Genomic DNA, 25815 nt, shown 5'->3' with positions numbered 1-25815 from the left:
TCCAGTCGCAGGAGTGCCGGACGCATCACGCATCCGGCGGAAAGCCGCCGCGCACTGTAACGGCCCGCGTGCGCAACGCAAGACGGGAAACCCCGTGCAAAAGGCCACACCCGGCATCGGCGGCGCCGCGTCAGCCGCGCGGCACCGGCCGCCAGTCCTTCGGTGCCATCTCGAAGCCGGAGAACTCGAAGCCGGGCGCCACGGTGCACCCCACCAGCGTCCAGCGGCCGAGGCTTTCCGCCGTCTGCCAGGCCCCGGCCGGCACCACGCCCTGCGGCCGCTGGTTCGCGGCGAGATCGACGCCGAGGTGGAGCGCACGCGCGTCATGGCCATTTTCGGAGATGGTCAGGGCCAGCGGACCGCCCGCGTACCAGTGCCACACCTCCACCGCATCCACCCGGTGCCACGCCGAAACGTCGCCGGCCTCAAGCAGATAATAGATCGCCGTCGACCGCGCCCGACCGGAGGCATCCGTCGCGGGATCCCGATAGGTCTCCCGGTAGTAACCGCCCTCGGGATGGGGCGCGAGGTCGAGGATGCGGATGACATCCCGGGCGGAGAGCGAAGGATCGAGCATCGAAAGTCCTTTGGCTGAAACCAGTGTCGACGGCGTGCGCCTGCCGGGTCAGAAACTGTCCTTGCGCCGGCGGATCTCGGCAAAGACCTCCGCGTCGCTCGCATCCATCATGCCGAGCGTCTTGCGGATGCCGGGATCGCCCGCGCGCAGGAAGGGGTTGGTGGCAAGCTCGTCTTCCATGGTGGTCGGCAGCGTCGGCTGGTTGCGCTCGCGCAGGCCCTCCACGGTCTTCGCCCGTTTCGCCAGCGCCGCATTGTCCGGGTCGACCGTCACCGCGAAACGCGCGTTCGCCAATGTGTACTCATGACCGCAGTAGATCCGCGTGTCACCCGGCAGCAGCCGCGCGAGCTTGTCCATCGAGGCCCACATCATCGCCATGTCGCCCTCGAACACCCGGCCGCAGCCGAGCGCGAACAGCGTGTCGCCGGTATGGGCGAAATGCGCCTCCGGCGCCCACCAGGAAATCTGGTCGAGCGTGTGCCCCGGTGTTCCCAGAGCCTGAAACGCAAGCCCGCCGGCGGTGATCGTGTCGCCGTCGGCGACGACGGCATCCATTTCCGCGATTTTGTCGCGCGACAGCGCCGGGCCGGTGACGCGCGCGCCGGTCGCGGCCTTCAGCGCGCCCAGTCCCTGGACATGGTCCCAGTGATGGTGGGTGATCAGTATATCGGTGAGCGTCCAGCCCGCGCGCTCCAGTTCCGCCAGATACGGCTCGGCGTCGGGCACGTCGAAGGCGATGGTGCCGCCCGTCGCGGGCACGTGGACCAGCACGCCGAAATTGTCGTCGAGGCAGGGAAACTGCCGGATCTCGACCTGTTTCGTCGCTTCGCTCATCGCCATCGTCTCCTGTCGTTTCGCTTCGCCCCGGCCACAACGCAGCCCGGTTTCCGGCACCCGCCATCGACCCGGGGCGCCGGCGCGCCCACCCTGCCCCGACCCGGCGCCGGGGACAAGGGGCGGGCGCGGGCAAGGTGCGACACGCGAGACGGTTGCATCGCGGCGCGGGGAAGGGTTCAATCGGCCTCCCAGCCCGCCACCGGGCCGTCGCTGCAGGTCTTCATGTATCTCGACGTCGTCCATCAGCGCACCTTTTACGACCTACCTCTGGGTCGGATGATGCGGGTGCTTGTCGGGGCGCGGATCCGCAGCTTCTGGCCGGAGCTGCGCGACCGACGCCTGATCGGCATCGGCTACGCCGGCCCCTATATGCGCCCCTATCTGGACGAGGCGGAACGCTGCGTCGCAGCCATGCCGGCGGCCCAGGGCGTCGTCGCCTGGCCGCGCGGCGGACGAAATTCGGCAACGCTGGTCGACGAGACCGAGCTGCCGTTCTTCGACAACAGTTTCGACAATGCGCTGGTCGTCCACGGTGTCGACCACAGCGGCGATCCCGACGCCATGCTGCGCGAGGTCTGGCGCGTGCTGGCGCCCGGCGGCCGCATGATCGTCGTGCTGCCGAACCGGCGCGGCCTGTGGGCACGTTCGGAAATCTCGCCCTTCGGCTACGGACGCCCGTTCTCGCGCAGCCAGATCGAGGCGCTGCTGCGCTCCTGCCAGTTCAACACGCTGGGCACGGGAGAGGCGCTGTTCCTGCCACCGACGAAATCGCGCATGCTCCTGCGAAGCGCGCGCGCCTGGGAGCGCGTCGGACAGCGCCTGTGGCCGGCCTTCGCGGGGCTCCTGCTCGTGGAGGCGGAAAAGCAGATCTACCGCGGCACGCCGGTCGGCAAGACCCGGCTGATCCGCTCGTTCCGGCCGACCTTCATTCCCGACGGCGCGGCGACGGGCCTGTCGCCCCCGCCCGCAGCCGCCGGTATCACCGCTTCAGCAGGAACAATGCCTGTTCGCCGATCAGGTTCCACACCCACCAGGGCGCCGTGAAGCCGACCGGCTCGCCACGGGCGTTGAGCGCCATCGCCTTGACCATATGCGCGTCCGTCTCCTCGCACATGGAGACGAAGTCGCGGATGGTGCAGAAGTGGATGTTGGGCGTGTCGTACCAGGAATAGGGCAGATAGTCGGTCACCGGCATGCGCCCGAGGAACATCAGCTGCAGCCGGTTGCGCCAGACCCCGAAGTTGGGGAAGGACACGATCACATTCGATCCGATGCGCAGCAACTGGTCCAGCACGACGCGCGGTGCACGCGTCGCCTGCAGGGTCTGGCTGAGGATGACGAAATCGAAGGCGTCGTCGGGATAATCCGCAAGATCGCTGTCGGCATCGCCCTGGACCACGGACAGCCCGCGCGCGACGCAGGCGTTGACGCCGGCCTGGGAGATCTCGATGCCGCGCCCGTCGACCTGTTTCTCGCGCACCAGAAGATCGAGCAACTCGCCGTCGCCGCAACCGATGTCGAGCACGCGGGAGCCAGGTTCCACCAGATCGGCGACCAGCCGGTGATCGCCGCGAACGCTGGTTTTTCCGCTCATGCCGCCCCCCCGTTCGGAGCCGCGATGCCGCGTGCGTGGGCCGCGCCGGTCAAGAAGCCAACCACGGTGCGGAACATTTCCGGCTCGTCCAGCAGGAAGGCATCATGGCCGCGGTCGCTCTCCACCTCGACGAAGGAGACATTGGCGGCAGCCGCATTGAGCGCGCGCACGATCGCCTTGCTCTCGGATGTCGGAAACAGCCAGTCGGAGGTGAAGGACATGACACAGAACCGGGTCGCGGAATGCAGGAAGGCGCGGGCCAGCGTGCCGCCGAAGTCGGCGCCGAGATCGAAATAGTCCATGGCGCGCGTGAGATAGAGATAGGCGTTCGGGTCGAACCGGTCGACAAAGGTCATCCCCTGGTGGCGCAGATAGCTCTCGATCTGGAAATCCGCGTCGAAGCCGAAGGTGACGGCGTCGCGGTCCTGCAGGTTGCGGCCGAACTTGCGGTGCAGCGCCGGATCCGAGAGATAGGTGATATGGGCGGCCATGCGCGCCACGGCGAGCCCCTTGGACGGACGCACGCCCTTTTCGAAATAGCGCCCGCCGCACCAGTTGGGATCGGCCATCACCGCCTGGCGCCCCACCTCGTGGAAGGCGATGTTCTGCGAGGAATGGCGCGCGGCGGTGGCGATCGGCAGCGCTGCGAACACGCGCTCGGGATAGCTCGACGCCCATTGCAGCACCTGCATGCCGCCCATGGACCCGCCGATGACCGCAAACAGCGTCTCGATCCCCAGATGGTCGAGCAGGATCGCCTGCGCGTGCACCATGTCCTTGATGGTAACGAGTGGCAGGTCGAGACCCCAGCGCTTGCCCGTGGCGGGATTGGTCGAGGCCGGCCCCGTGGTGCCGAGGCAGCCGCCCAGCACATTGGCGCAGATCACATAATAGAGATTGGTGTCCACCGGTCGGCCGGGGCCGACGAGCATCGACCACCAGCCGGGCTTGGAGGTGATCGGATTGCTGGAGGCGACATATTGGTCGCCCGTCAGCGCATGGCAGATCAGCACCGCATTGCTGCGCTCGGCGTTCAGCGTGCCATAGGTTTCATAGGCAATCTGCCAGGGATCGAGCAGCGCACCGGAATCGAGCCTGAGCGCGGTGTCGCCGCCAAAGGCGCGAACCTGGCTCGACGGCGCGTCCATCTCGCTCAAGGGGGCCGGCGACGCGCTGGCCTGCGTCCCGCCCGTCTCGCCCTTCGCCGCGCTGTTCGGCGCCGCCTCCGGTGAAGTCTCCTGCGTCATGGCAGACCGACCGTCCTTTTCATCGTCTGTGTGCAGGCATGCCGACCGCGCACCGCGTCGAGAGTGCCGCCGCGAGAGGCAGTTTCCGCCCCAATTCAGGGCTTCGAGACGTAGGAGCGCGCCTGCCCGAGGTCAATGATTTCTTTTGCCATCCCAAGGCACTCTGCCTATGACTATGCGCGCAAACGCGCCTTGTCGTCACCGTCGCGCCGTCCGTGCGCGCAGGATCCGACGGATGTGAGGCCGCAATATACACTTAATGCGTGAATCGGCGAAAAAAATGCAACCAGTCATCTCGCACCCGCAGCCCCGTCCCGGCATTCTGGACATTGCGCCCTATGTTCCCGGCCGCACGAAGTCGACCGGCGGCAGCAAGCTGCACAAGCTTTCGTCCAACGAGACGCCGCTTGGCGCCAGCCCCGAGGCCATCGAGGCCTTCAAGGCCCAGGCCGCGCATCTGGAGCTTTATCCCGACGGCGGCTCTTCGGCGCTGCGCGACGCGATCGCGGAGGTCTACGGGCTGAACGCCCAGCGCATCATCTGCGGCAACGGCTCCGACGAGATCCTGGAACTGGTCGCGCGCGCCTACATCGGGCCGGGCGACGAGGGCATTTTCACCGAGCATGGCTTCCTAGTCTACAAGATCGCCATTCTCGCCGCCGGCGGAACGCCGGTCATCGCGCCGGAAAAGGATCTCGCGACCGATGTGGACGCGATCCTGGCGCGCGTCACCGACCGCACCAAGGTGGTCTTCCTCGCCAATCCGAACAATCCGACCGGCACCTATATTCCCTTCGAGGAGATCCGGCGCCTGCATGCCGGTCTGCCGCCGCATGTGCTTCTGGTGCTCGATGCCGCCTATGCGGAATATGTGCGCCGCAACGACTACGAGGCCGGCATGGAGCTGGCCGCAACGGCCGAGAACGTGCTGATGACCCGCACCTTCTCCAAGATCTACGGCCTTGCCGCCCTGCGGCTCGGCTGGGCCTACGGCCCGGCGCATCTGATCGACGTGCTGAACCGCATCCGCGGTCCCTTCAACGTCTCCGCCGCCGCCCAGGCCGCCGGCATCGCCTCGGTGCGCGACCGCGCCTTCGTCGAGACGGCGGTTGCCCACAACGAGACCTGGCTTCCCTGGGTGACCTCGGAGCTGGAAGCGCTCGGCCTGACGGTGACACCCAGCGTCGGCAATTTCGTGCTGATCCACTTCCCCGACACGCCGGGCAAGACGGCGGCGGAGGCCGACGCCTATCTCAGCGACCGGGGATGCGTTCTCCGGTCAGTCGCAGCCTACGGCCTTCCCGATGCGCTGCGCATGTCGATTGGCACGGAAGAGGCGAACCGCGCGGTCATCGCGGAGCTCAAGGCCTTCCTCGCCGCCTGATCACGGCACGGGCGCCGCCGAGACGCGGCGCCCCCAAACCACAAGCAGTCTCATGTCCTTCACACCCTTTTCCCGCGTCGCCCTGATCGGCATCGGCCTGATCGGGTCCTCGCTCGCCCACGTCATCCGGCGCAACGGCCTTGCCTCGGAAATCGTCGTTTCCACCCGCTCGGAGCATACGCTTCGCCGCGCGGAGGAACTGGGCCTTGGCGACCGATATTGCCTCGACGCGGGCGAGGCGGTGACGGATGCGGATCTGGTGATCCTCTGCGTGCCCGTCGGCGCGAGCGAGGCTGTGGCAAAATGGATCGCGCCCGCGCTTGCGCCGGGCGCCATCGTCACCGACGTGGGATCGACCAAGGCGTCGGTTATCCGCCAGATGGCCCCGCATCTGCCCGGGACCGTGCATTTCATTCCCGGCCATCCGATCGCGGGAACCGAGGAATCCGGCCCGGATGCGGGGTTTGCGGAGCTCTTCCGCGACCGCTGGTGCATCCTGACGCCCCCGGACGACGCCGATGCGGATGCCGTCGCCCGGCTGACGGCCTTCTGGGAGGCCTGCGGCTCGACCGTCGAGACCATGGATGCCGACCACCACGACCTGGTGCTGGCCATCGTCTCGCATCTTCCGCATATCATCGCCTACAACATCGTCGGCACGGCGGACGATCTGGAAGCCGTGACAAAGTCGGAAGTGATCAAATACTCCGCCTCGGGCTTTCGCGACTTCACCCGGCTGGCGGCCTCCGATCCGACCATGTGGCGCGACGTGTGCCTGCACAACAAGGACGCGATCCTGGAGATGCTGGCGCGGTTTTCGGAGGATCTCGCGGCCCTGCAGCGCGCGGTGCGCTGGGGCGACGGCGATGCGCTGTTCGACCTCTTCACCCGCACGCGCAGCATCCGCCGCTCCATCGTCGAAGCGGGTCAGGACACCGACATTCCGAACTTCGGCCGCGATGCCGTGACCAAGAGCGCGCCCGGAAACGACTGACCGCCGGTCGCCGGCGCGCCGCCTCAGGCGTCGTCGAGCCGGCGGATCTCGTCCTGTCCCGGACAGCTCGCAAGCGCTTCGGCGGCCGTGCGGCCGTCGCCGATCGGCGCGTCGGGCCAGATCTCGGCCAGCGGCACCAGCACGAAGGCGCGTTCCGCCATGCGCGGATGCGGGATCGACAGCCCGTCTTCCTCGACCTTTTCCTCGCCGTAGACGAGCACGTCGATATCGATCAGCCGCGGCCCCCAGCGCACGTCGCGCACGCGCCCCAGCGCCCGCTCCACCGACAGGCAGAGGTCGAGCAGCGCCCGCGGAGACAGCGTCGTTTCCACCAGCGCGCAGGCATTGCGATAATCGTCCTGCGGCACCGGTCCCCAGGGGGGCGTGCGATAGTCGCTGGACCGCGCGACGACCCGCACCCGGCCGCTGTCGCTCAAGCCGGCGAGCGCCGCATCGAGATTGGCGCGCGTATCGCCGATGTTGGAGCCGAGCCCCAGCGCGGCACGCACCGGCTTCGACGTGGATGCGTCGCTCACGCCACGCCCTCTGCTGCAATTGCCCTGACGATGCGCGCGGCATCCGCATGGGGCTGGACATTGTGCACGCGGATCATGGCCGCTCCCTTCATCATGGCGACGGTGTGAATGGCCAGCGATCCATAGAGCCGGTCATCGGTATCGACGCTGAGCACCGCACCGATCAGGCGCTTGCGCGACGCGCCGACCATCAGCGGCCGACCGTGTTTGGCGAGCGTCTCGAGCCGGTTGAGGACGAGGTAATTCTGGTCAAGCGTCTTGCCGAAGCCGATGCCCGGATCGAGCATCTGCTTTTCCGGCGCGATCCCGGCCCGTTCGGCGATGTCCAGCGAGCGCTCGAAGAACCGGTCGATATCGTCGAGAATGTCGATCTCGGCATCGGCGGCGGTGCGGTTGTGCATCATGATCACCGCGGCGCCGGCCTCGGCGACGACATCGGCCATGCCGGGATCCTTCTGCAGGCCCCACACGTCGTTGACGATTACGGCTCCGGCGCGGCAGGCATCGCGCGCGATCGGCGCCTTGTAGGTGTCGATGGAGACAGGCGTGCCCATTGCCACGACCTCGGACAGCACCGGCGACAGCCGCCGCCACTCCTCTTCCGGCGGCACCGGCACGGCGCCGGGGCGAGTGCTCTCCGCGCCGATGTCGATCACGTCGGCACCGTGAGCGATCATCTTGCGGGCGTTGGCAAGCGCGTCCTCGCGGGCCAGAAAGCGCCCGCCGTCAGAAAAGGAATCCGGCGTGACATTGAGGATGCCCATCACCCGGGGCCGGTCGAGGGCAAGCCCACCGCCGGGAAAGGCGAGATGCGCGGGATCTTTCAGGGGTGTCATTTCTCGTCTTCCGCTCTCGGCATCCTCGTCGACACGATAGCGACGCCGCCTCCGCGCGCCGGACCGTTTTTCCTACCGCGACTGTGGGTCTTGCGCCGTGCGGGCTTGCGCGTCAAGGCCGCTTTGCGGGCAGCATCGTCACCAAACCGTATGCTGTTTGTCATCGGCATGAGAACGTAGTGTCAAGAAGCGATGCCATGGTGCCGGAAGGCCGGGCGGGCTTGGCGAACAATCAGCGGGAGAGGCCGCTCCTTCGCACAGGCCCGCATGCCGGCCTTCACCCTCCTGCGGCCATCCAGGGAGGTCCGGATCCGGATCTCGGTGGAACACGGCCGGTTTTCCTCGCTTCAGGTGCGTTTGACCACGCACTTACCCGGAGTTTGCGCTTATGACGTCCACCTTGTCACGCCGCCGTTTTCTCAAGTCGACCGCTGTCGGCGGAATGGCGGTCACCGCATCGCTCGCCATACCCGGATTGTCACGTGCGTCGTCGCGGCCGATCATCACCCACGGCCTGCAATCGGGCGATGTCGACACGCAGTCCGCGATGATCTGGGCCCGCACCGACCGGCCGTCGCGAATGCTGGTGGAGGTCGACACGACCGACAGCTTCGCCAATCCGCGCCGCCTGGCCGCCATCGACGCCCTTCCCGAAAGCGATTTCGCCGTCAAGCGGCTGCTCGAGGGCCTGCCGTCGGATCAGGAGATCTTCTACCGCGTCGCCTTCCAGGACCTCAATGACGTGAAGGCCGTGTCCGTACCCATGGTCGGACGCCTGCGCACGGCACCGGCCTCGCGCCGCGACATCCGCTTCGCCTGGTCGGGCGACACCGCCGGACAGGGCTGGGGCATCGACGAGGCCCGTGGCGGCATGAAGATCTATGCGACCATGCTGAAGCACCGCCCCGACTTCTTCCTGCATTCCGGCGACACGGTCTATTCCGACGGCCCGCTGAAGGAGAGCGTGGAACTGGCCGACGGCACGACGTGGAAGAACATCGTCACGCCGGAAAAATCCAAGGTCGCCGAGACGCTTAACGAATACCGCGGCCAGTGGAAGTACAACCTGCTCGACGCCAACCTGCGCGCCATGAACGCGGAAGTCCCGACCTTCTTCCAGTGGGACGACCACGAAGTCGTCAACAACTGGTCGGCGTCGAAGGACCTCACCGCCGACGACCGCTACACCGAGAAGAACGTCGCGCTGCTTGCCGCCCGCGCGGGCCGTGCCTTCCACGAAATGACGCCGATCCGCTACCAGCCGGCGGAACCCGGCCGCGTCTATCGCAAGATCGCCTATGGCCCGCTGCTCGACGTCTTCTTCCTCGATCTGCGCAGCTACCGCGGGCCGAATGGCGCGTCCATGGAAACCGAAATGAGCGATGCCTCGCGCGTCCTCGGCGCGGAACAGCTCGCCTGGCTGAAGCGCGAACTTGCCACCTCGCGCGCGACCTGGAAGGTGATTGCCTGCGACATGCCGATCGGCGTGATCGTCTGGGACGACTGGAAGGCGCAGGCGGGCGCGGAAGCGGTCGCGAACGGCGACGACGGCGCGCCGAAGGGCCGCGAGCTCGAATTCGCCGACCTTCTGCGGTTCATCCGCGCCGCCGACATCGACAACATCGTCTGGCTGACGGCGGACGTGCATTACACCGCCGCGCACCACTACAGCCCCGACCGCGCGCAGATCCAGGACTTCAAGCCGTTCTGGGAGTTCGTCTCCGGTCCGCTGCATGCCGGCACCTTCGGTCCGAACGCGCTCGACAAGACCTTCGGCCCGGACGTGAAATACGTGAAGGCCCCGGACGAAAGCCAGGGCGCGAACCTGCCGCCCTCCATGGGGCTTCAGTTCTTCGGTCTCGTCGACATTGATGGCGCCAGCGAACAGATGACCGTCCGCCTGATGGACGTCGCCGACCAGGAGCTCTATTCGGTGACGCTCGATCCCGTGCGCAAGGGATAATCAACCCCGCCGACCAAAGGCTCTCGCGCGACGCCGCGCGGGAGCCTATCCGGCGACCGCCCGCCGGCGGCGATTGTAGCGGCCAAGCCCGACGTAGGAGCCGACCGCAAGAAACAGCATCGTCGGCGGCACCACGGTCAAGCCGACAAGCGGATCGCCGAGACCGGCCGCGACCAGACTGCCCGCAAGGCCTGCACCGAACTGCATGAACCCCATCATGGACGAGGCCGATCCCGCAAGACGCGGGAAGCCCTGCAGCGCGGCGGTGGAGGCCGACGGCAGCGACATCGCCAGACTGAAAGCGAAAGCGCCTACCGGCAGCATCACCGTCAGGAACCGCGGCTCGGCAAGCGAAAGCAGCAGGATCATCGCGAGACCCGACAGCACCATGCAGCTCAGGCTGAAGGGCAACAACGCCTCCGCATCCATCCGCTTCAGCAACCGCGACGTGACGATGGCGCCGGTGATGAAGGAGCCGGACTGGATCATCATGCCGAAGCCGAATTGCGTCGGCGTCAGCCCGACCTGCTCGATCAGCACGAAGGGAAGGATGGTCGCAAGCGTGTAGATCGTGCCGATTCCGAGGCCGACGAGAAGGCTCGGCTGCAGGAAGCGCGGGTCGATCAGAAGCATGAGGTAGTTGCGCAGGAGCACGCCGGGCTTGAGGTTCGACGGATCGATATAGGCGTTGGTCTCGCGCAGGAAGACCAGGATGCCGAACACCAGCACCACGCCATAGATCAGCATCGCCCAGAAGATCTCGCGCCATCCGAACAGTTCGAGCGTGACGCCGCCGATGGAGGGCGCAAGCGCCGGGCCGATGGCGAGCATCATCGCAATGGCGTTCATGATGCGGGCCGAGGTCTGCCCGGTGAACTGGTCGCGCACGATCGCCCGCGACACCGCCACGCCGACAGAAGCGCCAATGCCCTGCATGGTACGCGCCACCAGCATCCACTCGATTGTCGGGGCGAAGGCCGCCATCATCGTCGAGGCGAGATAGAGCATCAGGAAGACAAGCGTCACGGACTTGCGGCCGAAGGCGTCCGTCAGCGGGCCGCAGACAAGCTGCGTCAGCGCGAAGCCGGTGAAATAGGCCGTGAGCGTCAGCTTCACCATCGACGAGGATGTGGAAAACACCTCGGCAAGCACCGGCATCGCCGGCGTGTAAAGCGCCATGGTGATGGGGCCGATGGCGACAAGAGCCGCGCCCAGGATGGCGGTGCGTCGCTCGCTCATTGGCGGAAGCGGCGTCTGCGTGGCGTGGTGGTCCGGCTTCAGGGTGCCGGCATCTGTCGTTGTCATCACGTCTCCGGGGGGCCGCAGTCGGCCAGATTTTCATGCATGCGTTCCAGCAGGTCGTAGACGGCATCGACATCGGCGGGCGAAAACCCCTCCACCGCCTCCATCCGCAGCCGGATCGCGACATCGTGGATGCGCTCCAGCACCGGCGTGGCGTTCGGATCAATTTCGATCAGCTTGGCCCGCCGGTCCTGAGGATCCGGCAAGCGGCGCAAAAGGCCGGCGGCCTCCAGCCGGTCGAGAAGCGCGCTGAGCGTCATCGGCTCCACGCCAAGGCGCTCGGCAAGCGCCGCCTGCCGCTGACCCGGATAGTGCTCGACATAGGCCAGCACCCGGGCCTCGGCCGCGGTGACGCCGGTATCGGCGGCGGCGAGCGCGCGCACGAAGCGCCGGCGCATCAGCCGCGCGATATCGGCGACCAGATAGCCGATCGGGCGAGGTGGGACGACCGAAGTCATAAGCACTCCATATTATATGCTTACCTTAGTAATTGGTCCGGTCCGAAGAAACTGTCAAGGCGACGTTGCGGTTTGCTGCATTGCAAGAAACCGCCCCCCGGTTTATAGAGGGGCGCGAAAATCCGCGGGTCCGAGGGGCCCGCGGTATCTTTTTTGGAGCACGACACCACATGAACCTGCGTAACATCGCCATCATTGCGCACGTCGATCATGGCAAGACGACGCTGATTGACGTGCTCTTGAAGCAATCCGGCTCCTTCCGCGACAACCAGAAGACGGAAGAGCGGATGATGGATTCCAACGATCTCGAGCGCGAGCGTGGCATCACCATTCTGGCCAAGGTCACCTCGCTGACCCATGGCGACACGCGCATCAACATCGTCGATACGCCGGGCCACGCCGACTTCGGCGGCGAGGTCGAGCGCATCCTGCACATGGTCGACGGCGTCGTCCTGCTGGTGGATGCGGCGGAAGGCCCCATGCCGCAGACCAAATTCGTGCTCGGCAAGGCGCTGAAGCTCGGCCTGCGCCCGATCGTTGCGATCAACAAGATCGACAAGCCGGACCAGCGCGCCGAAGAAGTGCTCGACGAGGTGTTCGACCTTTTCGCCGCCCTCGACGCCGACGAGAACCAGCTCGACTTCCCGGTGCTCTATGGCTCCGCCAAGCAGGGCTGGATGGCAACGGACCCTTCCGGTCCGATGGATTCCATGGATCCCCTGTTCGAACTCGTCGAACAGCACATTCCCGCTCCGAGCGCCGAAGAGGGCGCCTTCCGCATGCTGGCGACCACCGTGCAGCCGAACCCCTTCCTCGGGCGCATTCTGACCGGGCGCATCATCTCGGGCGAGGTCGTTCCGAACATGGCCGTCAAGGCGCTGTCGCGCGACGGCAAGACGGTCGAAACCGGCCGCATCTCGAAGGTTCTGGCGTTTCGCGGGCTTGAGCGCCAGCCGATCGACAAGGCGGTTGCCGGCGACATCATCTCCATCGCCGGCCTGTCCGAGGCAACCGTTTCCGACACGATCTGCGCGCCTGAGGTTTCCGAACCCGTTCCCGCGCAGCCGATCGATCCGCCGACCCTGTCGATGACCTTCTTCGTCAACGACGGCCCGCTTGCCGGCACCGAAGGCGACAAGGTGCAGTCGCGCGTCATCCGCAAGCGGCTGATGGACGAGGCGGAAGGCAACGTTGCGCTGCAGATCGAGGATTCGCCCGAGGCGGACGCCTTCATCGTCTCCGGGCGCGGCGAACTGCAGCTGGCGATCCTGATCGAGAACATGCGCCGCGAGGGCTTCGAGCTCTGCGTCGGCCGCCCGCGCGTCGTGTTCCAGACCGGCGAGAACGGCGAGCGCCTGGAGCCGATCGAGGAAGTGATCATCGACGTCGACGAGGAACACTCCGGCATCGTCGTGCAGAAGCTCTCCGAGCGCAAAGCCGACCTTCTGGAAATGCGCCCCTCCGGCAGCGGCCGCAGCCGGCTCGTCTTCCACGCCCCGACGCGCGGCCTGATCGGCTATCAGTCGGAGCTCCTGTCGGATACGCGCGGCACCGCGATCTTCAACCGCGTGTTCCACGCCTATGCCCCGTTCAAGGGCGAGATCCCGGGCCGTCACACCGGCGTCCTGATCTCCAACGGCGACGGCGAGGCGGTCGCCTATGCGCTGTTCAACCTGGAAGATCGCGGCCCGATGCTGATCGATCCGGGCGTCAAGGTCTATCGCGGCATGCTGGTCGGCGAGCACACCCGCGGCAACGACCTCGAGGTCAATGTTCTGAAGGGCAAACAGCTCTCCAACGTGCGTTCGTCGGGCAAGGACGAGGCGGTCCGCCTCACCACCCCGATCCGCCTGTCGCTGGAAGCCGCGCTCTCCTACATCACCGACGACGAACTGGTCGAGGTGACGCCGCAGAATATCCGTCTGCGCAAGGCGCTGCTCGATCCGCACGACCGCAAGCGCGCGGAACGCGCAGCCGTCAAGGCCGTCGGCTGATCCCGATCCCCCGCGCGGTCCGCTTCGTCTATTGAGCGGACCGCGGATCGCGGACCTTCAAAAGCAACCACAGTCCGAGCGAGAAGAACGCCAGGATCACCGCCATGCCGGCGGCCTGGCTCGCCGTTGCCGCCGTCACCAGGCCGACGGAGAGCGGCGCGAGGAAACTCGTCACCTTGCCCGAAAGCGCGAACAAGCCGAAATACTGGGTCACTCTTTCACGCGGCGCGAGATGGACGAGCAGCGTGCGCGATGCGGCCTGAAGCGGCCCGGCGACGGCGCCGAGCACGCCCCCCAGAACCAGAAACACCTGCTCCGGCAGTGTCGCGAACAGCCCGCCGCCAACGGCCGCCGGCGCGACGTCGATGACGAAGAACACCGTGTCCCGATCGACGGAGACAAGCCCCAGCCCGCACAGGATGAGCACCACGAGCGCGCCCGCGATCACCGGTCGCGGCCCGAGCCGGTCGTCGAGCCGCCCTCCGATCACCGCACCGAACGTGCCTGTGATGGTCAGCAGAATGCCGAATGTGCCGATCTCGACGCTCGACCAGTCGAGCACGCCGGCCGCATAAATGCCGCCGAAGGCGAAGAGCGCGACGAGCCCGTCCTTGTAGATCATGTTGGCCAGAAGGAACGTGAACACCTGACGATTGGCGCGGGCCATGCGCAGGGTACGTGCAAGGTCGGTCAGCCCCTCTCCGACGGCGGCGCCAAGCCCCACGGCACGGCGCGGCACATCCGGCACCAGCAGGAACAGCGGCAGTACGAAGACGAGATACCAGATCGCTGAGAAGGGGCCCGATGCCCGATCGCCTTCGCGAAGGACCGGATCGAGACCGAGGATCGGCTCGAACCCGAGAAGGGTCCGCCCGGTCTCCGGGTTGGCGGCCATCAGCCCCAGCGCAATGACGAGCGAGACGAGGCCGCCGGCATAGCCGGTCGCCCAGCCGCTTCCCGACAGGCGCCCGAGACGCTGGCGCGGCACGAGATCCGGCATCATCGCATTGGTGAAGACGGTGGCGAATTCGACGCCGAGCGTCGCGATGGCAAAGCCCACCAAAGCGATGGCGATGCCGCCCGGAGCCCCCGGCACCGCGAAATAGAGCAGACCGCAGCCGAAAACGAAGGGCACCGAGAAGGCCGCAATCCACGGCTTTCTCGCGCCCGTGCGATCGGCGATCGCGCCGAGCACCGGCGCAAGCACCGCGATCGCCAGTCCCGCCGCCGCCGTCGCATAACCCCACAACGCCTGACCTTCCGCCGGCGTTGCAGCCACTGCAGAGGCGAAATAGGGCGCAAAGACGAAGGTCGTCACCAGGGTGAAAAACGGCTGTGCCGCCCAGTCGAACAGGAGCCAAGCGGGCACCGCGCCGCGCCGGAGCGCAGGCAACGACCCGGAGCGGGGCTCCGGGTCGCCGGAAACGACAGGCGGCGGTGCGCCCGCGTCGCTCATTGCGCCAGTTCGGCGAGCAGGCTGGCTGCGACCGAGAACTTCGACACGGTGAGATCGCCTTCCATGATCTCGTTGGCGGCCCTTGCGGTGCGCACCACCCGTGCCTCGTTTTCCTCAAGCCAGGTTTCGAACCCGCCGGCGGCCAGCGCGTTGCGCGTCACGTCGCGATGGGCGCCGGCAAGCGTGGCGCGCGCCCGGTCAAGCGCGAGCCCGTCGTAATAGTCGAGGATCCGCAGCGCGCGCGCCTTGGCCTCCATTGCGCCCAGGCGGAAGTGTCCGGCCACCTTGAAGAAGACCTCCGCCACCTCCGGCAACGCCCGTGCGCTCTGTTCGGCGACCAGCACGATGTCCGGCACTTCCGCTTCCAGCGGCAGGCGCGCGATCCGCTGTGCGAGTTCCTCCGGCACACCGGCCTCGCCGAGGCGGGCCGCCTCTGCGGAGACTTCCGCACGCATCGCGTCCTGCACCACCTCCGCAAGCGACGGCGCCAGCGCCTCGATCCCGGAGCGGAACCGGACGACCTGCGCCTCCAGTCCGTTTGCGAAATCGACGTTGCGCAGGAACCAGACCGACTGCTCCAGAACCAGGTTCTGGACGGCCGCATAGAGCCGAAGCTGCAGGCCGCCATCCACCTGCGTGTCGAGGGCATCGATCTCGGTATTGAGCGCGGTCAGCCCGTAGGCGTCGCGCACGACCGCGAAGGCCTGTGCGATATGGGCCGGCTCCGCGCCGGTCTGGTCGGCGATGCGGGTCAGATAGGTCGGACCGCCCCGGTTGATCATCGAGTTGGCGAGCATTGTGGCGATGATCTCGCGCCGCAGCCGATGGCCCTCGACCTCCTGCGCATACCGCTCCTGCATCTGGACCGGGAAGTAGCGGAACAGCTCCCTGGCCAGATAGGCATCGTCGGGAACGGTGCTGTCGAGGAGCTTGTCGTAGAGCGTGAGCTTGGCATAGGCGAGCAGCACGCCGGTCTCCGCGCGGGTCAGCCCGGTTTCCGTCGCCTCCAGCTCGTCGAGCGCGACCTCGTCGGGCAGTTCCTCGACAGACCGGTCGAGCAGGCCGGCCTGTTCGAGCTGCCGCATCATCCGGCGCTGGTAGCCGAATTCCTCCATGCCCCGTGTTTCCGACAGGCTGATGGCGAGCGTCTGGAGATAGTTGTTGCGCAGCACGAGGGCCGCGACCTCCTCCGTCATCTCGGCAAGCAACACATTGCGGTCGGCGACCGTCAGCGTGTTGGCCCGCACGGCCGCGCCCAGCGCGATCTTGATGTTCACCTCCATGTCGGAGGAGTTCACCCCGGCGGAATTGTCGATCGCATCGGAGTTGCACCGCCCGCCGCGCCGGTTGAAGGCGATACGCGCGCGCTGGGTCATGCCGAGATTGGCGCCCTCGCCGATCACCTTGGCCCCGACGTCTCCGGCCGTGACGCGGATCGCGTCATTGGCGCGGTCGCCGACATCCGCATCGCTCTCGCCGGCGGCACGGATATAGGTGCCGATGCCGCCGAACCAGAGCAGGTCGACGTTCATCTTGAGGATCGCGTTGATCACTTCCTGCGGCGTCGCCTTGGATTTCGTGACGCCGAGAAGCTCCTGGATTTCCGGCGACAGCGCGATCGACTTCGACTGGCGCGAGAACACCCCGCCGCCCTTTGAAATCAGCGACGTGTCATAGTCCTGCCAGGACGAGCGGCCGAGATCGAAGACCCGCTTGCGCTCCTCCCAGGTGGTCGCCGGGTCGGGATCCGGGTCCAGGAAGATGTCGCGATGGTCGAAGGCCGCGACCAGGCGGATTGCCTTCGACAGCAGCATGCCGTTGCCGAAGACGTCGCCCGACATGTCGCCGACGCCGGCGACCGTGAAAGGCTCCGTCTGGATGTCCCGGTTCATTTCCCGGAAATGGCGCTTGACCGCCTCCCAGGCACCGCGCGCGGTGATCGCCATCTTCTTGTGGTCGTAGCCGGCCGAGCCTCCGGAAGCAAAGGCGTCGCCGAGCCAGAAGTTCCGGCTTTCGGAGATCGCATTGGCCGTATCGGAGAAGGTCGCCGTGCCCTTGTCTGCGGCAACCACGAGATAGGGGTCGTCATCGTCGTGGCGCACCACGCGTTCCGGCGGCCAGATGGTGTCGCCGCTCAGGTTGTCGGTGACGTCGAGCAGCGAGGAAATGAAGATCTTGTAGGCCTTGGTGCCTTCCGCGAAGACCTCGTCGCGGCTGCCGCCGACCGGCAGATGCTTCGGCACGAAGCCGCCCTTGGCGCCGACCGGCACGATCACCGCGTTCTTCACCTGCTGGGCCTTGACCAGGCCGAGCACCTCGGTGCGGAAGTCCTGGGCCCGGTCCGACCAGCGCAAGCCGCCGCGCGCCACCTTGCCGAACCGCAGATGCACGCCCTCCACCCGCGGGCTGTAGACGAAGATCTCGCGGAACGGCCGCGGCAGCGGCAGGTCCTCGATGCGCTGCGGATCGAGCTTGAAGGCGAAGGTCTGCTTCGGCAGACCATGGGCATCGATCTGGAAGAAGTTGGTGCGCAGCATCGCGTTGATGACATTGTCGAAGCGGCGCAGGATCCGGTCGTCGTCGAGACTGTCGACCTGTTCGAGGCTGTCGAGGAGATCGCGCTCCACGCGTTCCGCGCCCAGCGAGCGGTCCTCGCCGTTGGGATCGGGATCGAAGCGCAGATGGAACATTTCGACGAGCTTGCGCGCCACGTCCGAATAGCGGTTGAGCGTGCGCCACATGTAGTCTTCGGAATAGCGGATGCCGGCCTGGCGCAGATAGCGCGACAGGGCGCGCAGCATGGCGATGTCGCGCCAGCCGAGCCCGGCCGAAAGCACCAGCGCATTGTAGCCGTCGGATTCCGTGTCGCCGCGCCAGATCGCCATGAACAGTGCCTCGAGCCGGAGCTTGAGGTCGTCGGTCAGGTCGATCTCGCCGCCGCCGACAGGTTCGAGCGACAATTCGTGCAGATAGGCGAGCGGGCGCTCGTCCGGGGTCAGGCGATAGGTGCGCTCGTTGATGACCCGAAAGCCCATGTTCTCCAGGATCGGCACGCGCGCCGACAGCGGAATCGGGACGAGGTGGTGATAGACCTTCAACACCACCCGGTTCCGCGCATCCTGCGCCCGCCGGGTGAAGGTGAGCGCGGTATCGGCCTCGTCGCTCAGCTTCTCGATGATGCGGATGTCCTCAAGCGCCGTTTCGGCCGAATAGACCTCGCGGTAGCCCGCCTGGAAGGCGTCGGCGTACCGCTGCGCATGCTCCAGCGCCTTGTGACCGCCATAGGCGGCGCGCAAGGCGTCGCGCAGGTCGTCGGTCCAGGTCCGCACGATGCCGGCAACCGCCTGCTCCAGCGTCTCCTGACCCGGATCCGGGGTCTCGCCCTGGTCGCGGCCGACGATGAAATGCACCCGCGCCAGCGGGCCTTCCGGATAGGCGACGTACCAGGCCGACAGACGCCCGTCGAACACCTTGGCGAGATAGGCGCCGATCCGCAGGCGCACCTCGGTGGTGTAGCGGTCGCGCGGGACGTAGCACAGAATCGACACGAAGCGGTCGAAGCGGTCGCGACGCGCCAGCACGCGAATGCGCGGTCGTTCGTCGAGCTGCAGGATCGCGGTCGCGAATTCATACAGGAGCTGCGGGTCGATCTGAAACAGCTCGTCGCGCGGGTAGCTTTCCAGCACGTTGAGCAGCGCGCGGCCGGAATGGCTGTCGGGATCGTAGCCGGCGCGGCTCAGCACGCTGTCGATCTTGCGCCGGAGGAAGGGAATGTTCTTGGTGGAGAGCGTATAGGCGGTCGCGGTCAGGAGGCCGACCACGCGCAGTTCGCCGACGAGTTCACCGCCCTCGTCGAAGAGCTTCACCCCGACGTAATCCATATGCACCCGGCGGTGCACCCGGCTCTTTACATTCGCCTTGGAGATGATCAGCGGCTCCGGCTTCATCAGGAAGTCGCGGATTTCCGGCGTGATCACGACGAATTCGGAGCCGCGACGCAGCACGCGCACCTCCGGATCGGCCAGAAGCCCGAGCCCCGAGCCCTTCTTGTGCGACAGATCGCCCTTGGAGACGCCACCCTCGAAGTAATATTCGCGCATGCCGAGCAGCGTGAAATTGTCGGCCGCGATCCACTCCAGGAACTGGATCGCTTCCGCCAGTTCGTCGACCGGCACGGGCGGGGGGTTTTCCTTGTAGGTCGCAATCGCCGCCGCCAGGCGGTCGCGCATGGCGGACCAGTCGCGCACGGCGGCGCGCACGTCGGTCATCACCGCTTCGAGGCGCTCCGCCAGTTGCGTGCGCTCCTGCGCGGTATCGATCCGCGCGACGTGAATATGGATGAGGCTTTCACGGCGGCAGCCCTCGCCCCCGGCCTTTCCGGCGCCGGCATAGCGGACCAGCTCGCCGCTGTCGCTGCGTTCCACCGACAGGATCGGGTGCAGCACGAGGCGCACCTCGAAGCCGCTTGCCTGAAGCTCGCCCATGACCGAATCGACGAGGAACGGCATGTTGTCATTGAGGATTTCGACGATGGTCACATCGGCGGCCCGACTTTTGTCGCCGGACGACTCGGGATTGTAGATGTGAATCCGATGGGTTCCGAGCGGATGGGTCGCCATCTCTTCCCAGGCGACGCGCGCCACGGCGACAAGATCCGTGGCCGTATAGGCAACGACATCTTCCGCCGCGCCGCGCGCGAAGAGGTCCCGCGCAAACGCACCGACTTGCGGCTCGAGTTCCGCCACCACGGCGTCAATCAACGTGGCCTTCGCCTGATCTCGTACTTCGGGCATTGTTCCCCACCATCCGGCGCCGTCATCTGCATCGCCGGTGTTTCATGAATGTCATCGCAGACCGGGTTAAAGACCACGCAAGTGATTCGCCCCGCTGGCGCCCCCGGTCCAGCGCATGCTAGGCCGAGACTGCCGACGATGGAATGACTTCTCCAAAAGTCGAACGTAAAGTCGTGGACCGACCGCAGCCGGGCGCACGCAGCAGGGAGAAAAAGGCAAAACCATGAGCAATCACAAAAAGCCCGTCGCACTCGACTTGCCGCAGGAGACGCCGCTGTCCGGAGAAACCGAGGCCTATTTCGCGAAGTGCCAGGAAAAGCTCGGCCTCGTCCCCAATGTCCTGACCGCCTATTCCTTCAATCAGGACAAGTTCGACGCTTTCACCGCGATGTACAACGACCTGATGCTGGCAAACAGCGGGCTGAGCAAACTCGAACGCGAGATGATCGCCGTCGCCGTCTCTGCGGTAAACCGCTGCTTCTATTGCCTGACCGCCCATGGCGCGGCGGTGCGCCAGCTCTCCGGCGATCCGGAGCTCGGCGAATTGATGGTGATGAACTATCGCGTCGCCGATCTGAGCCCGCGCCAGCGCGCCATGCTCGATTTCGCCGTCAAGCTCACCAAACACCCGGCCGAGATCCTGGAAGCCGACCGCCAGGCACTGCGTGATGCGGGCTTCAGCGACCGCGACATCTGGGACATCGCCTCGGTGACCGCCTTCTTCAACATGTCGAACCGCGTCGCGGCGGCAACCGACATGCGCCCGAACCCGGAGTATCATGGCATGGCGCGCTGACGGACGGGCAGCACCGACGCAGCGGCGGGAAAGCCGGCGCGAATGCATGACAAACCGGCCGGCCGTGGTGTAGAACACGCTCCGCACGCAGGCGCACTCCGCGCCGCGGCAGAATTTTATTGGAGAAGGGCAATGGTCGCGAAAGTGTTCATCGACGGTGAAGCCGGCACGACGGGTCTGCAGATCCGCGAGCGGCTGTCGCGTCGCCGCGACCTGGAGCTGATCTCGATCCCGGCCGACAAGCGCAAGGACCTCTCCGCCCGCGCCGACTGCCTGAACGGCGCCGATATCGCGATCCTGTGCCTGCCGGACGACGCCGCGCGCGAGAGCGTGTCGCTGATCGACAACGACACCACGCGGGTGATCGACGCCTCGACGGCGTATCGCACCGCGGACGGCTGGGACTACGGCTTTGCGGAAATGACGAAGACGCAAGGTGCGGCGATTGCCGCGTCGAAGCGGGTGTCCAATCCCGGCTGCTATCCGCAGGGCGTGATCGCCTGCCTGCGGCCGCTGATCGAGGCCGGCCTGCTGCCGGCCGACTATCCCGTCACGATCAATGCGATCTCCGGCTATTCCGGCGGCGGACGCCAGATGATCGAGACCTATGAGGCGCCGGGGGCGAACAAGCCGCCGTATCTGCCCTACGGCCTCGGCTTTCGCCACAAGCACCTGCCGGAGCTGACGCATTATGCGACGCTCGCCTCGACGCCGATTTTCATTCCCTCGGTCGGGAATTACGCGCAAGGCATGGTCACGGCGGTGCCGCTCAGGCTCGAAGCCCTGACGAAGGTGCCGACCGGCGCCGAGCTGCACGCAGCGCTCGAGGCGCATTTTGCAAGCCTTGACGGCAGCTTCGTCGATGTCGCGCCGCTTGCCGACGTCGATCGCACGCCGGAACTCGACCCGGAAACCTTCAACGGCACCAATCGCATGCGCCTGCATGTCTTTGCCGACGACAGCCGCGCGCAAGCCGTGCTGATGGCCGTTTACGACAACCTGGGCAAGGGTGCCTCCGGCGCCGCCGTCCAGAACCTCAACCTGATGCTCGGTGTCGACGCGGCCACAAGCCTCGCAGCCTGATCATCGCCTGCACGCAGGTTCCCTTCTTTCGATCCCGAGGAGATCCCGGAAAAATGGAAAAATTCGACAAGCTGACGGGCGTCGCCGCGCCGCTGCCGATCATCAACATCGACACGGACATGATCATCCCCAAGCAGTTCCTCAAGACGATCAAGCGCACCGGGCTCGGCAGCGCGCTGTTTCACGAGATGCGCACCAATGACGACGGTTCGGAAAACCCGGATTTCGTGCTCAACCAGCCGGCCTACAAGGGCGCCAAGATCCTGGTCGCGGGCGACAATTTCGGCTGCGGATCGAGCCGCGAGCATGCTCCCTGGGCACTGCTCGACTACGGCATTCGGTGCGTGATCTCGACGAGCTTTGCCGACATTTTCTACAACAACTGCTTCAAGAACGGGATCCTGCCGATCGTCGTCACCGAGGACGAGCTGGAAAAGCTGATGGACGACGCCAAGCGCGGCGCCAATGCGACGCTGTCCATCGATCTGGAAGCCCAGGAAATCCGCGGCCCGGACGGCGGTGTCATCACCTTCGAGATCGACCCGTTCCGCAAGCATTGCATGATGAACGGCCTCGACGACATCGGCCTGACCATGGAAAAGGCGCCGGCGATCGACCGCTACGAGCAGGCCACCGCGGAAACGCGCCCCTGGGCCTGAGCCCGTCGCGCCCGGGGCAACCCGGCCCGCGGAGGCGGCAACCGCCTCCAACGTCAGATCCTCAAACGCCCGGCCCGGTGCCGGGCGTTTTTGCATCCGCCGGCGGATGCGCGGTCTCCGGCGCCCCGCCAAGGGCTGCGCGCAGCGCCTCGAGATCCGCCTTCAGCGCCTGAAGGTCGAGGCCCGACGCCTTGCAGACCTCGGCAATTTGCAGCGGCACATCGCGGGCCGGCTGCTTGAGCGCGGTGCCGGCCTGCGTCAACGTCACAAGCACCCGGCGCTCGTCATCGGGATCGCGCCGCCGCGCCACGAGACCGGCCGCCTCCATCCGCTTCAACAGCGGCGTCAGCGTGCCGGAATCCAGCAACAGACGCTCGCCAAGCCGCTTCACCGAGATCTCGCCCGTCTCCCACAGAACCATCAGGGCGAGGTATTGCGTATAGGTGAGGCCGAGCGGCGCCAGCACCCGGGCATAGACACGCCCGAGCGCGAGCGTGGTGGAATGCAGCGCGAAACACAGCTGTCGCGACAGCAGGAGATTGGCGTCCGGGTCTGGGTCAGCGGGGCTCAGGGGCATGACAAGTTGCTCTTCTTCGGAGTCTGTGGCTGTTCAATCGGGCAGGTCGCCCCATCTGTCAAGATTTGCAAAATTAAATTGCACACAATTTTATTGTCCGCTATTAAATCCCATTCGCGACATATCGCAAGGGAGTTTCAACAATGAGCGTTCTCTACACAGCACATGCGCAGGCCTCCGGCGGCCGCACCGGCACCGCGCACAGCGACGATGGCCGGCTCGAGGTCACCCTGTCCACGCCGAAGGAACTCGGCGGCGACGGCGGCAAGGGCACCAATCCCGAACAGCTCTTTGCCGCCGGCTATTCGGCCTGCTTTCTGGGCGCGATGAAATTCGTGGCGGGTCAGGAAAAGGTAAAGCTGCCCGAGGACCTCTCTGTTGCCGCCGACGTCGGCATCGGCCCGCGCGAGGATGGCGGCGGCTTCGGGATCGAGGTCGCGCTGACGATCACCGCACCGGGCATGGACAAGGCTCAGGCACAGACGATCGTCGACAAGGCACATGTGGTGTGCCCCTATTCGCACGCAACGCGGGGCAACATTCCGGTGACGCTTACCGTCGCCTGAGCGAAGACCTACTGCTGATCGTCGTCGCGCGCCTGGGCCGCGCGGCGGCGCTCGGCGCGAAACTCGGTGTTTTCGCGCTCGATCTGCTCCAGCACCGCACCGACCCGGGACAAGGCGCCGGACGTTGCCACGAAGGCGTTCGCCCGCGCCTCGAACAGACGGCGCGCGATGTCGGGAAATTCCTGCAGCATGCGCTTGAACAGCGCGCGGCGAATGCGGATCACCTCGGTCGCCCCATTCGCCACCGCCCGTGCCGGACGCCGCGTTTCCACGAGAAGCGCCGTTTCACCAAGCAGGCTTCCGGGACCGAAGGTGTCGAGCACGTCGTCGGAGCCGCCCTCGCCTTCGAGCGAGACAGACCCCGTAGCAATGACCAGACCGCCGTCGGCCCGCTCTCCGGAAATGAACAGCACCTCGCCATCGCGGTAATTCACGTTTTCCGCCGAAAACGCGAGCAGACGCAACTGCTCGTCCGGAAATTCGGAGAGCAGCGGCACCTGACGCAAAAGGTCCATATCCCGGGCGAGACTCATGCCAAGAGAATTACGCTGAAGGCTGCGGCCTGCACAAGGGCCGAATGTCGCTCGCCTGCCGCGCGCAGCCCGTCCTCACCGTCGAAACCGCGAAGGGCCTCTTACGGCACCAGCTTGTAGCCGCCCGCTTCGGTCACCAGAAGTTCCGCATTGGAAGGATCACGCTCGACCTTCTGGCGCAGCCGGTAGATATGGGTTTCCAGCGTATGGGTGGTGACGCCCGAATTGTATCCCCAGACCTGGGTCAGCAGCACATCGCGGGTGACCGGCTTCTCGCCGGCACGGTAGAGAAACTTCAGGATCGAGGTTTCCTTCTCCGTCAGCCGGATCTTGCCGCCGGATTCGTCGGTCATCAGCTTTTGCGCCGGGCGGAAGGAAAAGCGGCCGATCGCGAAAACCGCGTCTTCGCTCTGCTCGTGCTGGCGCAGATGGGCGCGCACCCGCGCGAGCAGCACCGCGAACTTGAACGGCTTGGCGACATAATCGTTGGCACCGGCTTCAAGCCCCAGGATCGTGTCGGAATCGGTGTCATGGCCGGTCAGCATGATGATCGGCGCCTTGAACCCCTTCTTGCGCAGGAGTTTCACCGCCTCGCGCCCGTCAATATCGGGCAGGCCGACATCCATCAGCAGCAGGTCGACATGCGCCCCTTCCGCGGCCGCAATCCCCTTGGCCGCCGTTTCCGCCTCGAGCGTTTCGAACTCTTCATAAAGCGAGAGCTGTTCGACCAGGGCCTCGCGCAGATCATTGTCGTCGTCGACAATCAGGATCTTGCGTGCGCTCATGGGCTGTCCTTCCGTCACAGGGTCTTGCGAAATCAAACCAATCTTCATTCACTTAAGCAAGTCCGCGCGATTTCGCGAGCCGCGATCGATCAAAAAGGGCGGCGTGGCCAACACATTTGGATCACGCCGGTTTGACCGGCAGGTGATGACGGGTCCACAAAGAGCGTCGAGACAACCAGCAAGCGGGCCCCGAACGTGTCGTCTTCCCCTCCTCCCCGCCGCCGCGACCTGACCGTGCAACGCCTGTCCGCCGAAGCGACGCGCGGACGCCTCGTCTCGGGATCGCTCGACGTGCCATGTGCCCTTGGGCGCGGCGGCATCACCCGCGACAAGCGCGAGGGCGACGGCGCCACGCCGGCCGGCCGGTTCGAGCTGCTGAGCGTCTACTACCGGCCGGACCGGGTGCAGCGCCCCCGCACCCGGCTCCCGGTCACGCCGCTTCGCCCGTGGATGGGCTGGTGCGACGACCCCGGTCATCCGCGCTACAACCGCCTCGTCCGGCGGCCTTTCGCCGCCTCGCATGAGGCGATGTGGCGCGACGACCCGCTCTACAACATCGTCGTGGTGCTCGACTGCAACCTCCGCCCAGCCGTTCCCGGACGCGGCAGCGCGATCTTCTTCCACCTGGCGCGCCCCGGCTACACGCCGACGGAAGGCTGCGTCGCCGTCAAGGAACGGGACATGCGCCTCTTGCTCGCAGGCTGTGGACCGGGATCGGCGATTTGCATCGATTGATGCGGCAGGCATGAACGGTGCGTCCAAAGGTTGGCCACTGGTTCCCCCGCCGTGAACGCCTATGTCTCGGTGAGGAAAAGACGTGCCGCGCTCCCGCTTCGCGCGCCCGC

23 protein-coding genes are annotated in these 25815 nt (G+C 66.2%); 10 read left to right on the top strand and 13 right to left on the bottom strand.

What is annotated here, in order from left to right; genetic code table 11:
* Positions 1-130 precede the first annotated feature (130 nt).
* Both LC092_RS12025 and gloB read right to left on the bottom strand, forming a co-directional pair.
* On the bottom strand, positions 131-577 hold the full coding sequence (locus LC092_RS12025) for a cupin domain-containing protein (protein ID WP_224806768.1): 447 nt from the start codon (positions 575-577) through the stop codon (positions 131-133).
* A 48-nt stretch (positions 578-625) separates the two neighbouring features.
* Positions 626-1417, bottom strand: coding sequence for a hydroxyacylglutathione hydrolase (gene gloB / locus LC092_RS12020; RefSeq protein ID WP_224806767.1), 792 nt, complete (start codon positions 1415-1417; stop codon positions 626-628).
* 219 nt (positions 1418-1636) lie between these two features.
* On the opposite strand from gloB, the gene LC092_RS12015 reads away from it, so the two are divergent.
* Entirely contained in the window at positions 1637-2458 is an 822-nt protein-coding gene (locus tag LC092_RS12015; protein ID WP_224806766.1) for a class I SAM-dependent methyltransferase, read from the top strand.
* On the opposite strand, the gene metW is transcribed toward LC092_RS12015, so the two are convergent.
* Both metW and metX read right to left on the bottom strand, forming a co-directional pair.
* Positions 2394-3008 carry a methionine biosynthesis protein MetW gene (metW, locus tag LC092_RS12010; RefSeq protein WP_224806765.1) on the bottom strand — a complete coding sequence of 205 codons (615 nt, stop codon included), beginning with the start codon at positions 3006-3008 and terminating at the stop codon, positions 2394-2396. The genes LC092_RS12015 and metW overlap by 65 nt on opposite strands.
* Positions 3005-4255 (bottom strand): homoserine O-acetyltransferase MetX, encoded by a 1251-nt coding sequence (gene metX / locus LC092_RS12005; RefSeq protein WP_412103575.1) that lies wholly within the window; start codon positions 4253-4255, stop codon positions 3005-3007. The genes metW and metX overlap by 4 nt, the downstream gene beginning before the upstream one ends.
* 280 nt (positions 4256-4535) lie before the next feature.
* Here metX and hisC point away from each other — a divergent pair, with 280 nt between their 5' ends.
* On the top strand, positions 4536-5639 hold the full coding sequence (hisC, locus tag LC092_RS12000) for a histidinol-phosphate transaminase (RefSeq protein WP_224806764.1): 1104 nt from the start codon (positions 4536-4538) through the stop codon (positions 5637-5639).
* Positions 5640-5691: 52 nt separating this feature from the next.
* On the top strand, positions 5692-6633 hold the full coding sequence (locus LC092_RS11995) for a prephenate/arogenate dehydrogenase family protein (protein WP_224806763.1): 942 nt from the start codon (positions 5692-5694) through the stop codon (positions 6631-6633).
* Positions 6634-6656: 23 nt separating this feature from the next.
* On the opposite strand, the gene folK is transcribed toward LC092_RS11995, so the two are convergent.
* Positions 6657-7169, bottom strand: coding sequence for a 2-amino-4-hydroxy-6-hydroxymethyldihydropteridine diphosphokinase (folK, locus tag LC092_RS11990; RefSeq protein ID WP_224806762.1), 513 nt, complete (start codon positions 7167-7169; stop codon positions 6657-6659).
* The gene (folP, locus tag LC092_RS11985; protein WP_224806761.1) at positions 7166-8005 is read right to left on the bottom strand and encodes a dihydropteroate synthase; all 840 of its coding nucleotides are present in this window, start codon (positions 8003-8005) and stop codon (positions 7166-7168) included. The genes folK and folP overlap by 4 nt, the downstream gene beginning before the upstream one ends.
* Before the next feature lie 388 nt (positions 8006-8393).
* On the opposite strand from folP, the gene LC092_RS11980 reads away from it, so the two are divergent.
* A complete protein-coding gene (locus LC092_RS11980) occupies positions 8394-9968 on the top strand; it encodes an alkaline phosphatase D family protein (RefSeq protein WP_224806760.1) in 1575 nt (524 codons plus the stop codon).
* A 45-nt stretch (positions 9969-10013) separates the two neighbouring features.
* Here LC092_RS11980 and LC092_RS11975 read toward each other — a convergent pair whose 3' ends face one another.
* Both LC092_RS11975 and LC092_RS11970 read right to left on the bottom strand, forming a co-directional pair.
* Positions 10014-11273, bottom strand: coding sequence for a multidrug effflux MFS transporter (locus tag LC092_RS11975; RefSeq protein ID WP_224806759.1), 1260 nt, complete (start codon positions 11271-11273; stop codon positions 10014-10016).
* A complete protein-coding gene (locus LC092_RS11970) occupies positions 11273-11728 on the bottom strand; it encodes a MarR family winged helix-turn-helix transcriptional regulator (RefSeq protein ID WP_224806758.1) in 456 nt (151 codons plus the stop codon). The genes LC092_RS11975 and LC092_RS11970 overlap by 1 nt, the downstream gene beginning before the upstream one ends.
* Before the next feature lie 170 nt (positions 11729-11898).
* Here LC092_RS11970 and typA point away from each other — a divergent pair, with 170 nt between their 5' ends.
* A complete protein-coding gene (gene typA, locus LC092_RS11965; RefSeq protein WP_224806757.1) occupies positions 11899-13722 on the top strand; it encodes a translational GTPase TypA in 1824 nt (607 codons plus the stop codon).
* Positions 13723-13750: 28 nt separating this feature from the next.
* Here typA and LC092_RS11960 read toward each other — a convergent pair whose 3' ends face one another.
* Both LC092_RS11960 and LC092_RS11955 read right to left on the bottom strand, forming a co-directional pair.
* Positions 13751-15178 carry an MFS transporter gene (locus LC092_RS11960; RefSeq protein ID WP_224806756.1) on the bottom strand — a complete coding sequence of 476 codons (1428 nt, stop codon included), beginning with the start codon at positions 15176-15178 and terminating at the stop codon, positions 13751-13753.
* Positions 15175-19971 (bottom strand): NAD-glutamate dehydrogenase, encoded by a 4797-nt coding sequence (locus LC092_RS11955; RefSeq protein WP_224806755.1) that lies wholly within the window; start codon positions 19969-19971, stop codon positions 15175-15177. Before LC092_RS11955 ends, LC092_RS11960 begins: the two co-directional genes overlap by 4 nt.
* 223 nt (positions 19972-20194) lie before the next feature.
* Here LC092_RS11955 and LC092_RS11950 point away from each other — a divergent pair, with 223 nt between their 5' ends.
* The 3 genes from LC092_RS11950 to leuD all read left to right on the top strand — a co-directional run bounded on the left by LC092_RS11950 (position 20195) and on the right by leuD (position 22509).
* Positions 20195-20767 (top strand): peroxidase-related enzyme, encoded by a 573-nt coding sequence (locus tag LC092_RS11950; protein WP_224806754.1) that lies wholly within the window; start codon positions 20195-20197, stop codon positions 20765-20767.
* A 132-nt stretch (positions 20768-20899) separates the two neighbouring features.
* Positions 20900-21850, top strand: coding sequence for an N-acetyl-gamma-glutamyl-phosphate reductase (gene argC / locus LC092_RS11945; RefSeq protein ID WP_224806753.1), 951 nt, complete (start codon positions 20900-20902; stop codon positions 21848-21850).
* A 53-nt stretch (positions 21851-21903) separates the two neighbouring features.
* The gene (leuD, locus tag LC092_RS11940; RefSeq protein ID WP_224806752.1) at positions 21904-22509 is read left to right on the top strand and encodes a 3-isopropylmalate dehydratase small subunit; all 606 of its coding nucleotides are present in this window, start codon (positions 21904-21906) and stop codon (positions 22507-22509) included.
* Positions 22510-22570: 61 nt separating this feature from the next.
* Here the strand turns inward: leuD and LC092_RS11935 are convergent, their stop codons facing one another.
* Positions 22571-23086 carry a MarR family winged helix-turn-helix transcriptional regulator gene (locus tag LC092_RS11935; RefSeq protein WP_224806751.1) on the bottom strand — a complete coding sequence of 172 codons (516 nt, stop codon included), beginning with the start codon at positions 23084-23086 and terminating at the stop codon, positions 22571-22573.
* A gap of 143 nt (positions 23087-23229) precedes the next feature.
* Here LC092_RS11935 and LC092_RS11930 point away from each other — a divergent pair, with 143 nt between their 5' ends.
* The gene (locus LC092_RS11930; protein WP_224806750.1) at positions 23230-23652 is read left to right on the top strand and encodes an organic hydroperoxide resistance protein; all 423 of its coding nucleotides are present in this window, start codon (positions 23230-23232) and stop codon (positions 23650-23652) included.
* A gap of 8 nt (positions 23653-23660) precedes the next feature.
* Here the strand turns inward: LC092_RS11930 and LC092_RS11925 are convergent, their stop codons facing one another.
* Both LC092_RS11925 and LC092_RS11920 read right to left on the bottom strand, forming a co-directional pair.
* Complete coding sequence (locus LC092_RS11925) at positions 23661-24167, bottom strand: cyclic nucleotide-binding domain-containing protein (RefSeq protein ID WP_224806749.1); 507 nt, start codon at positions 24165-24167, stop codon at positions 23661-23663.
* Between the two features lie 119 nt (positions 24168-24286).
* Positions 24287-24970, bottom strand: a complete 684-nt coding sequence (locus tag LC092_RS11920; protein WP_224806748.1) for a response regulator transcription factor — start codon at positions 24968-24970, stop codon at positions 24287-24289.
* Positions 24971-25204: 234 nt separating this feature from the next.
* Between LC092_RS11920 and LC092_RS11915 the strand changes: the two genes are divergently transcribed.
* On the top strand, positions 25205-25705 hold the full coding sequence (locus tag LC092_RS11915; protein ID WP_318245923.1) for a L,D-transpeptidase family protein: 501 nt from the start codon (positions 25205-25207) through the stop codon (positions 25703-25705).
* Positions 25706-25815 lie beyond the last annotated feature (110 nt).

It is taken from the genome of Stappia stellulata (assembly GCF_020176715.1).
In the GTDB taxonomy this organism is placed as follows: domain Bacteria; phylum Pseudomonadota; class Alphaproteobacteria; order Rhizobiales; family Stappiaceae; genus Stappia.
This window is presented reverse-complemented; position numbering and strand designations above follow the sequence as displayed.

Bases quoted from the DNA above. Each gene is read 5' to 3' on its own strand.
- LC092_RS11930 (WP_224806750.1), top strand. From the start codon at position 23,230: ATGAGCGTTCTCTACACAGCACATGCGCAGGCCTCCGGCGGCCGCACC.
- LC092_RS11960 (WP_224806756.1), bottom strand. From the start codon at position 15,178: ATGAGCGACGCGGGCGCACCGCCGCCTGTCGTTTCCGGCGACCCGGAG.
- LC092_RS11950 (WP_224806754.1), top strand. From the start codon at position 20,195: ATGAGCAATCACAAAAAGCCCGTCGCACTCGACTTGCCGCAGGAGACG.
- LC092_RS11980 (WP_224806760.1), top strand. From the start codon at position 8,394: ATGACGTCCACCTTGTCACGCCGCCGTTTTCTCAAGTCGACCGCTGTC.
- folP (WP_224806761.1), bottom strand. From the start codon at position 8,005: ATGACACCCCTGAAAGATCCCGCGCATCTCGCCTTTCCCGGCGGTGGG.
- LC092_RS12015 (WP_224806766.1), top strand. From the start codon at position 1,637: ATGTATCTCGACGTCGTCCATCAGCGCACCTTTTACGACCTACCTCTG.
- LC092_RS12025 (WP_224806768.1), bottom strand. From the start codon at position 577: ATGCTCGATCCTTCGCTCTCCGCCCGGGATGTCATCCGCATCCTCGAC.
- metX (WP_412103575.1), bottom strand. From the start codon at position 4,255: ATGACGCAGGAGACTTCACCGGAGGCGGCGCCGAACAGCGCGGCGAAG.
- LC092_RS11975 (WP_224806759.1), bottom strand. From the start codon at position 11,273: ATGACAACGACAGATGCCGGCACCCTGAAGCCGGACCACCACGCCACG.
- leuD (WP_224806752.1), top strand. From the start codon at position 21,904: ATGGAAAAATTCGACAAGCTGACGGGCGTCGCCGCGCCGCTGCCGATC.
- gloB (WP_224806767.1), bottom strand. From the start codon at position 1,417: ATGGCGATGAGCGAAGCGACGAAACAGGTCGAGATCCGGCAGTTTCCC.
- argC (WP_224806753.1), top strand. From the start codon at position 20,900: ATGGTCGCGAAAGTGTTCATCGACGGTGAAGCCGGCACGACGGGTCTG.
- metW (WP_224806765.1), bottom strand. From the start codon at position 3,008: ATGAGCGGAAAAACCAGCGTTCGCGGCGATCACCGGCTGGTCGCCGAT.
- LC092_RS11920 (WP_224806748.1), bottom strand. From the start codon at position 24,970: ATGAGCGCACGCAAGATCCTGATTGTCGACGACGACAATGATCTGCGC.
- LC092_RS11995 (WP_224806763.1), top strand. From the start codon at position 5,692: ATGTCCTTCACACCCTTTTCCCGCGTCGCCCTGATCGGCATCGGCCTG.
- hisC (WP_224806764.1), top strand. From the start codon at position 4,536: ATGCAACCAGTCATCTCGCACCCGCAGCCCCGTCCCGGCATTCTGGAC.
- LC092_RS11955 (WP_224806755.1), bottom strand. From the start codon at position 19,971: ATGCCCGAAGTACGAGATCAGGCGAAGGCCACGTTGATTGACGCCGTG.
- LC092_RS11935 (WP_224806751.1), bottom strand. From the start codon at position 23,086: ATGCCCCTGAGCCCCGCTGACCCAGACCCGGACGCCAATCTCCTGCTG.
- LC092_RS11925 (WP_224806749.1), bottom strand. From the start codon at position 24,167: ATGGACCTTTTGCGTCAGGTGCCGCTGCTCTCCGAATTTCCGGACGAG.
- LC092_RS11970 (WP_224806758.1), bottom strand. From the start codon at position 11,728: ATGACTTCGGTCGTCCCACCTCGCCCGATCGGCTATCTGGTCGCCGAT.
- typA (WP_224806757.1), top strand. From the start codon at position 11,899: ATGAACCTGCGTAACATCGCCATCATTGCGCACGTCGATCATGGCAAG.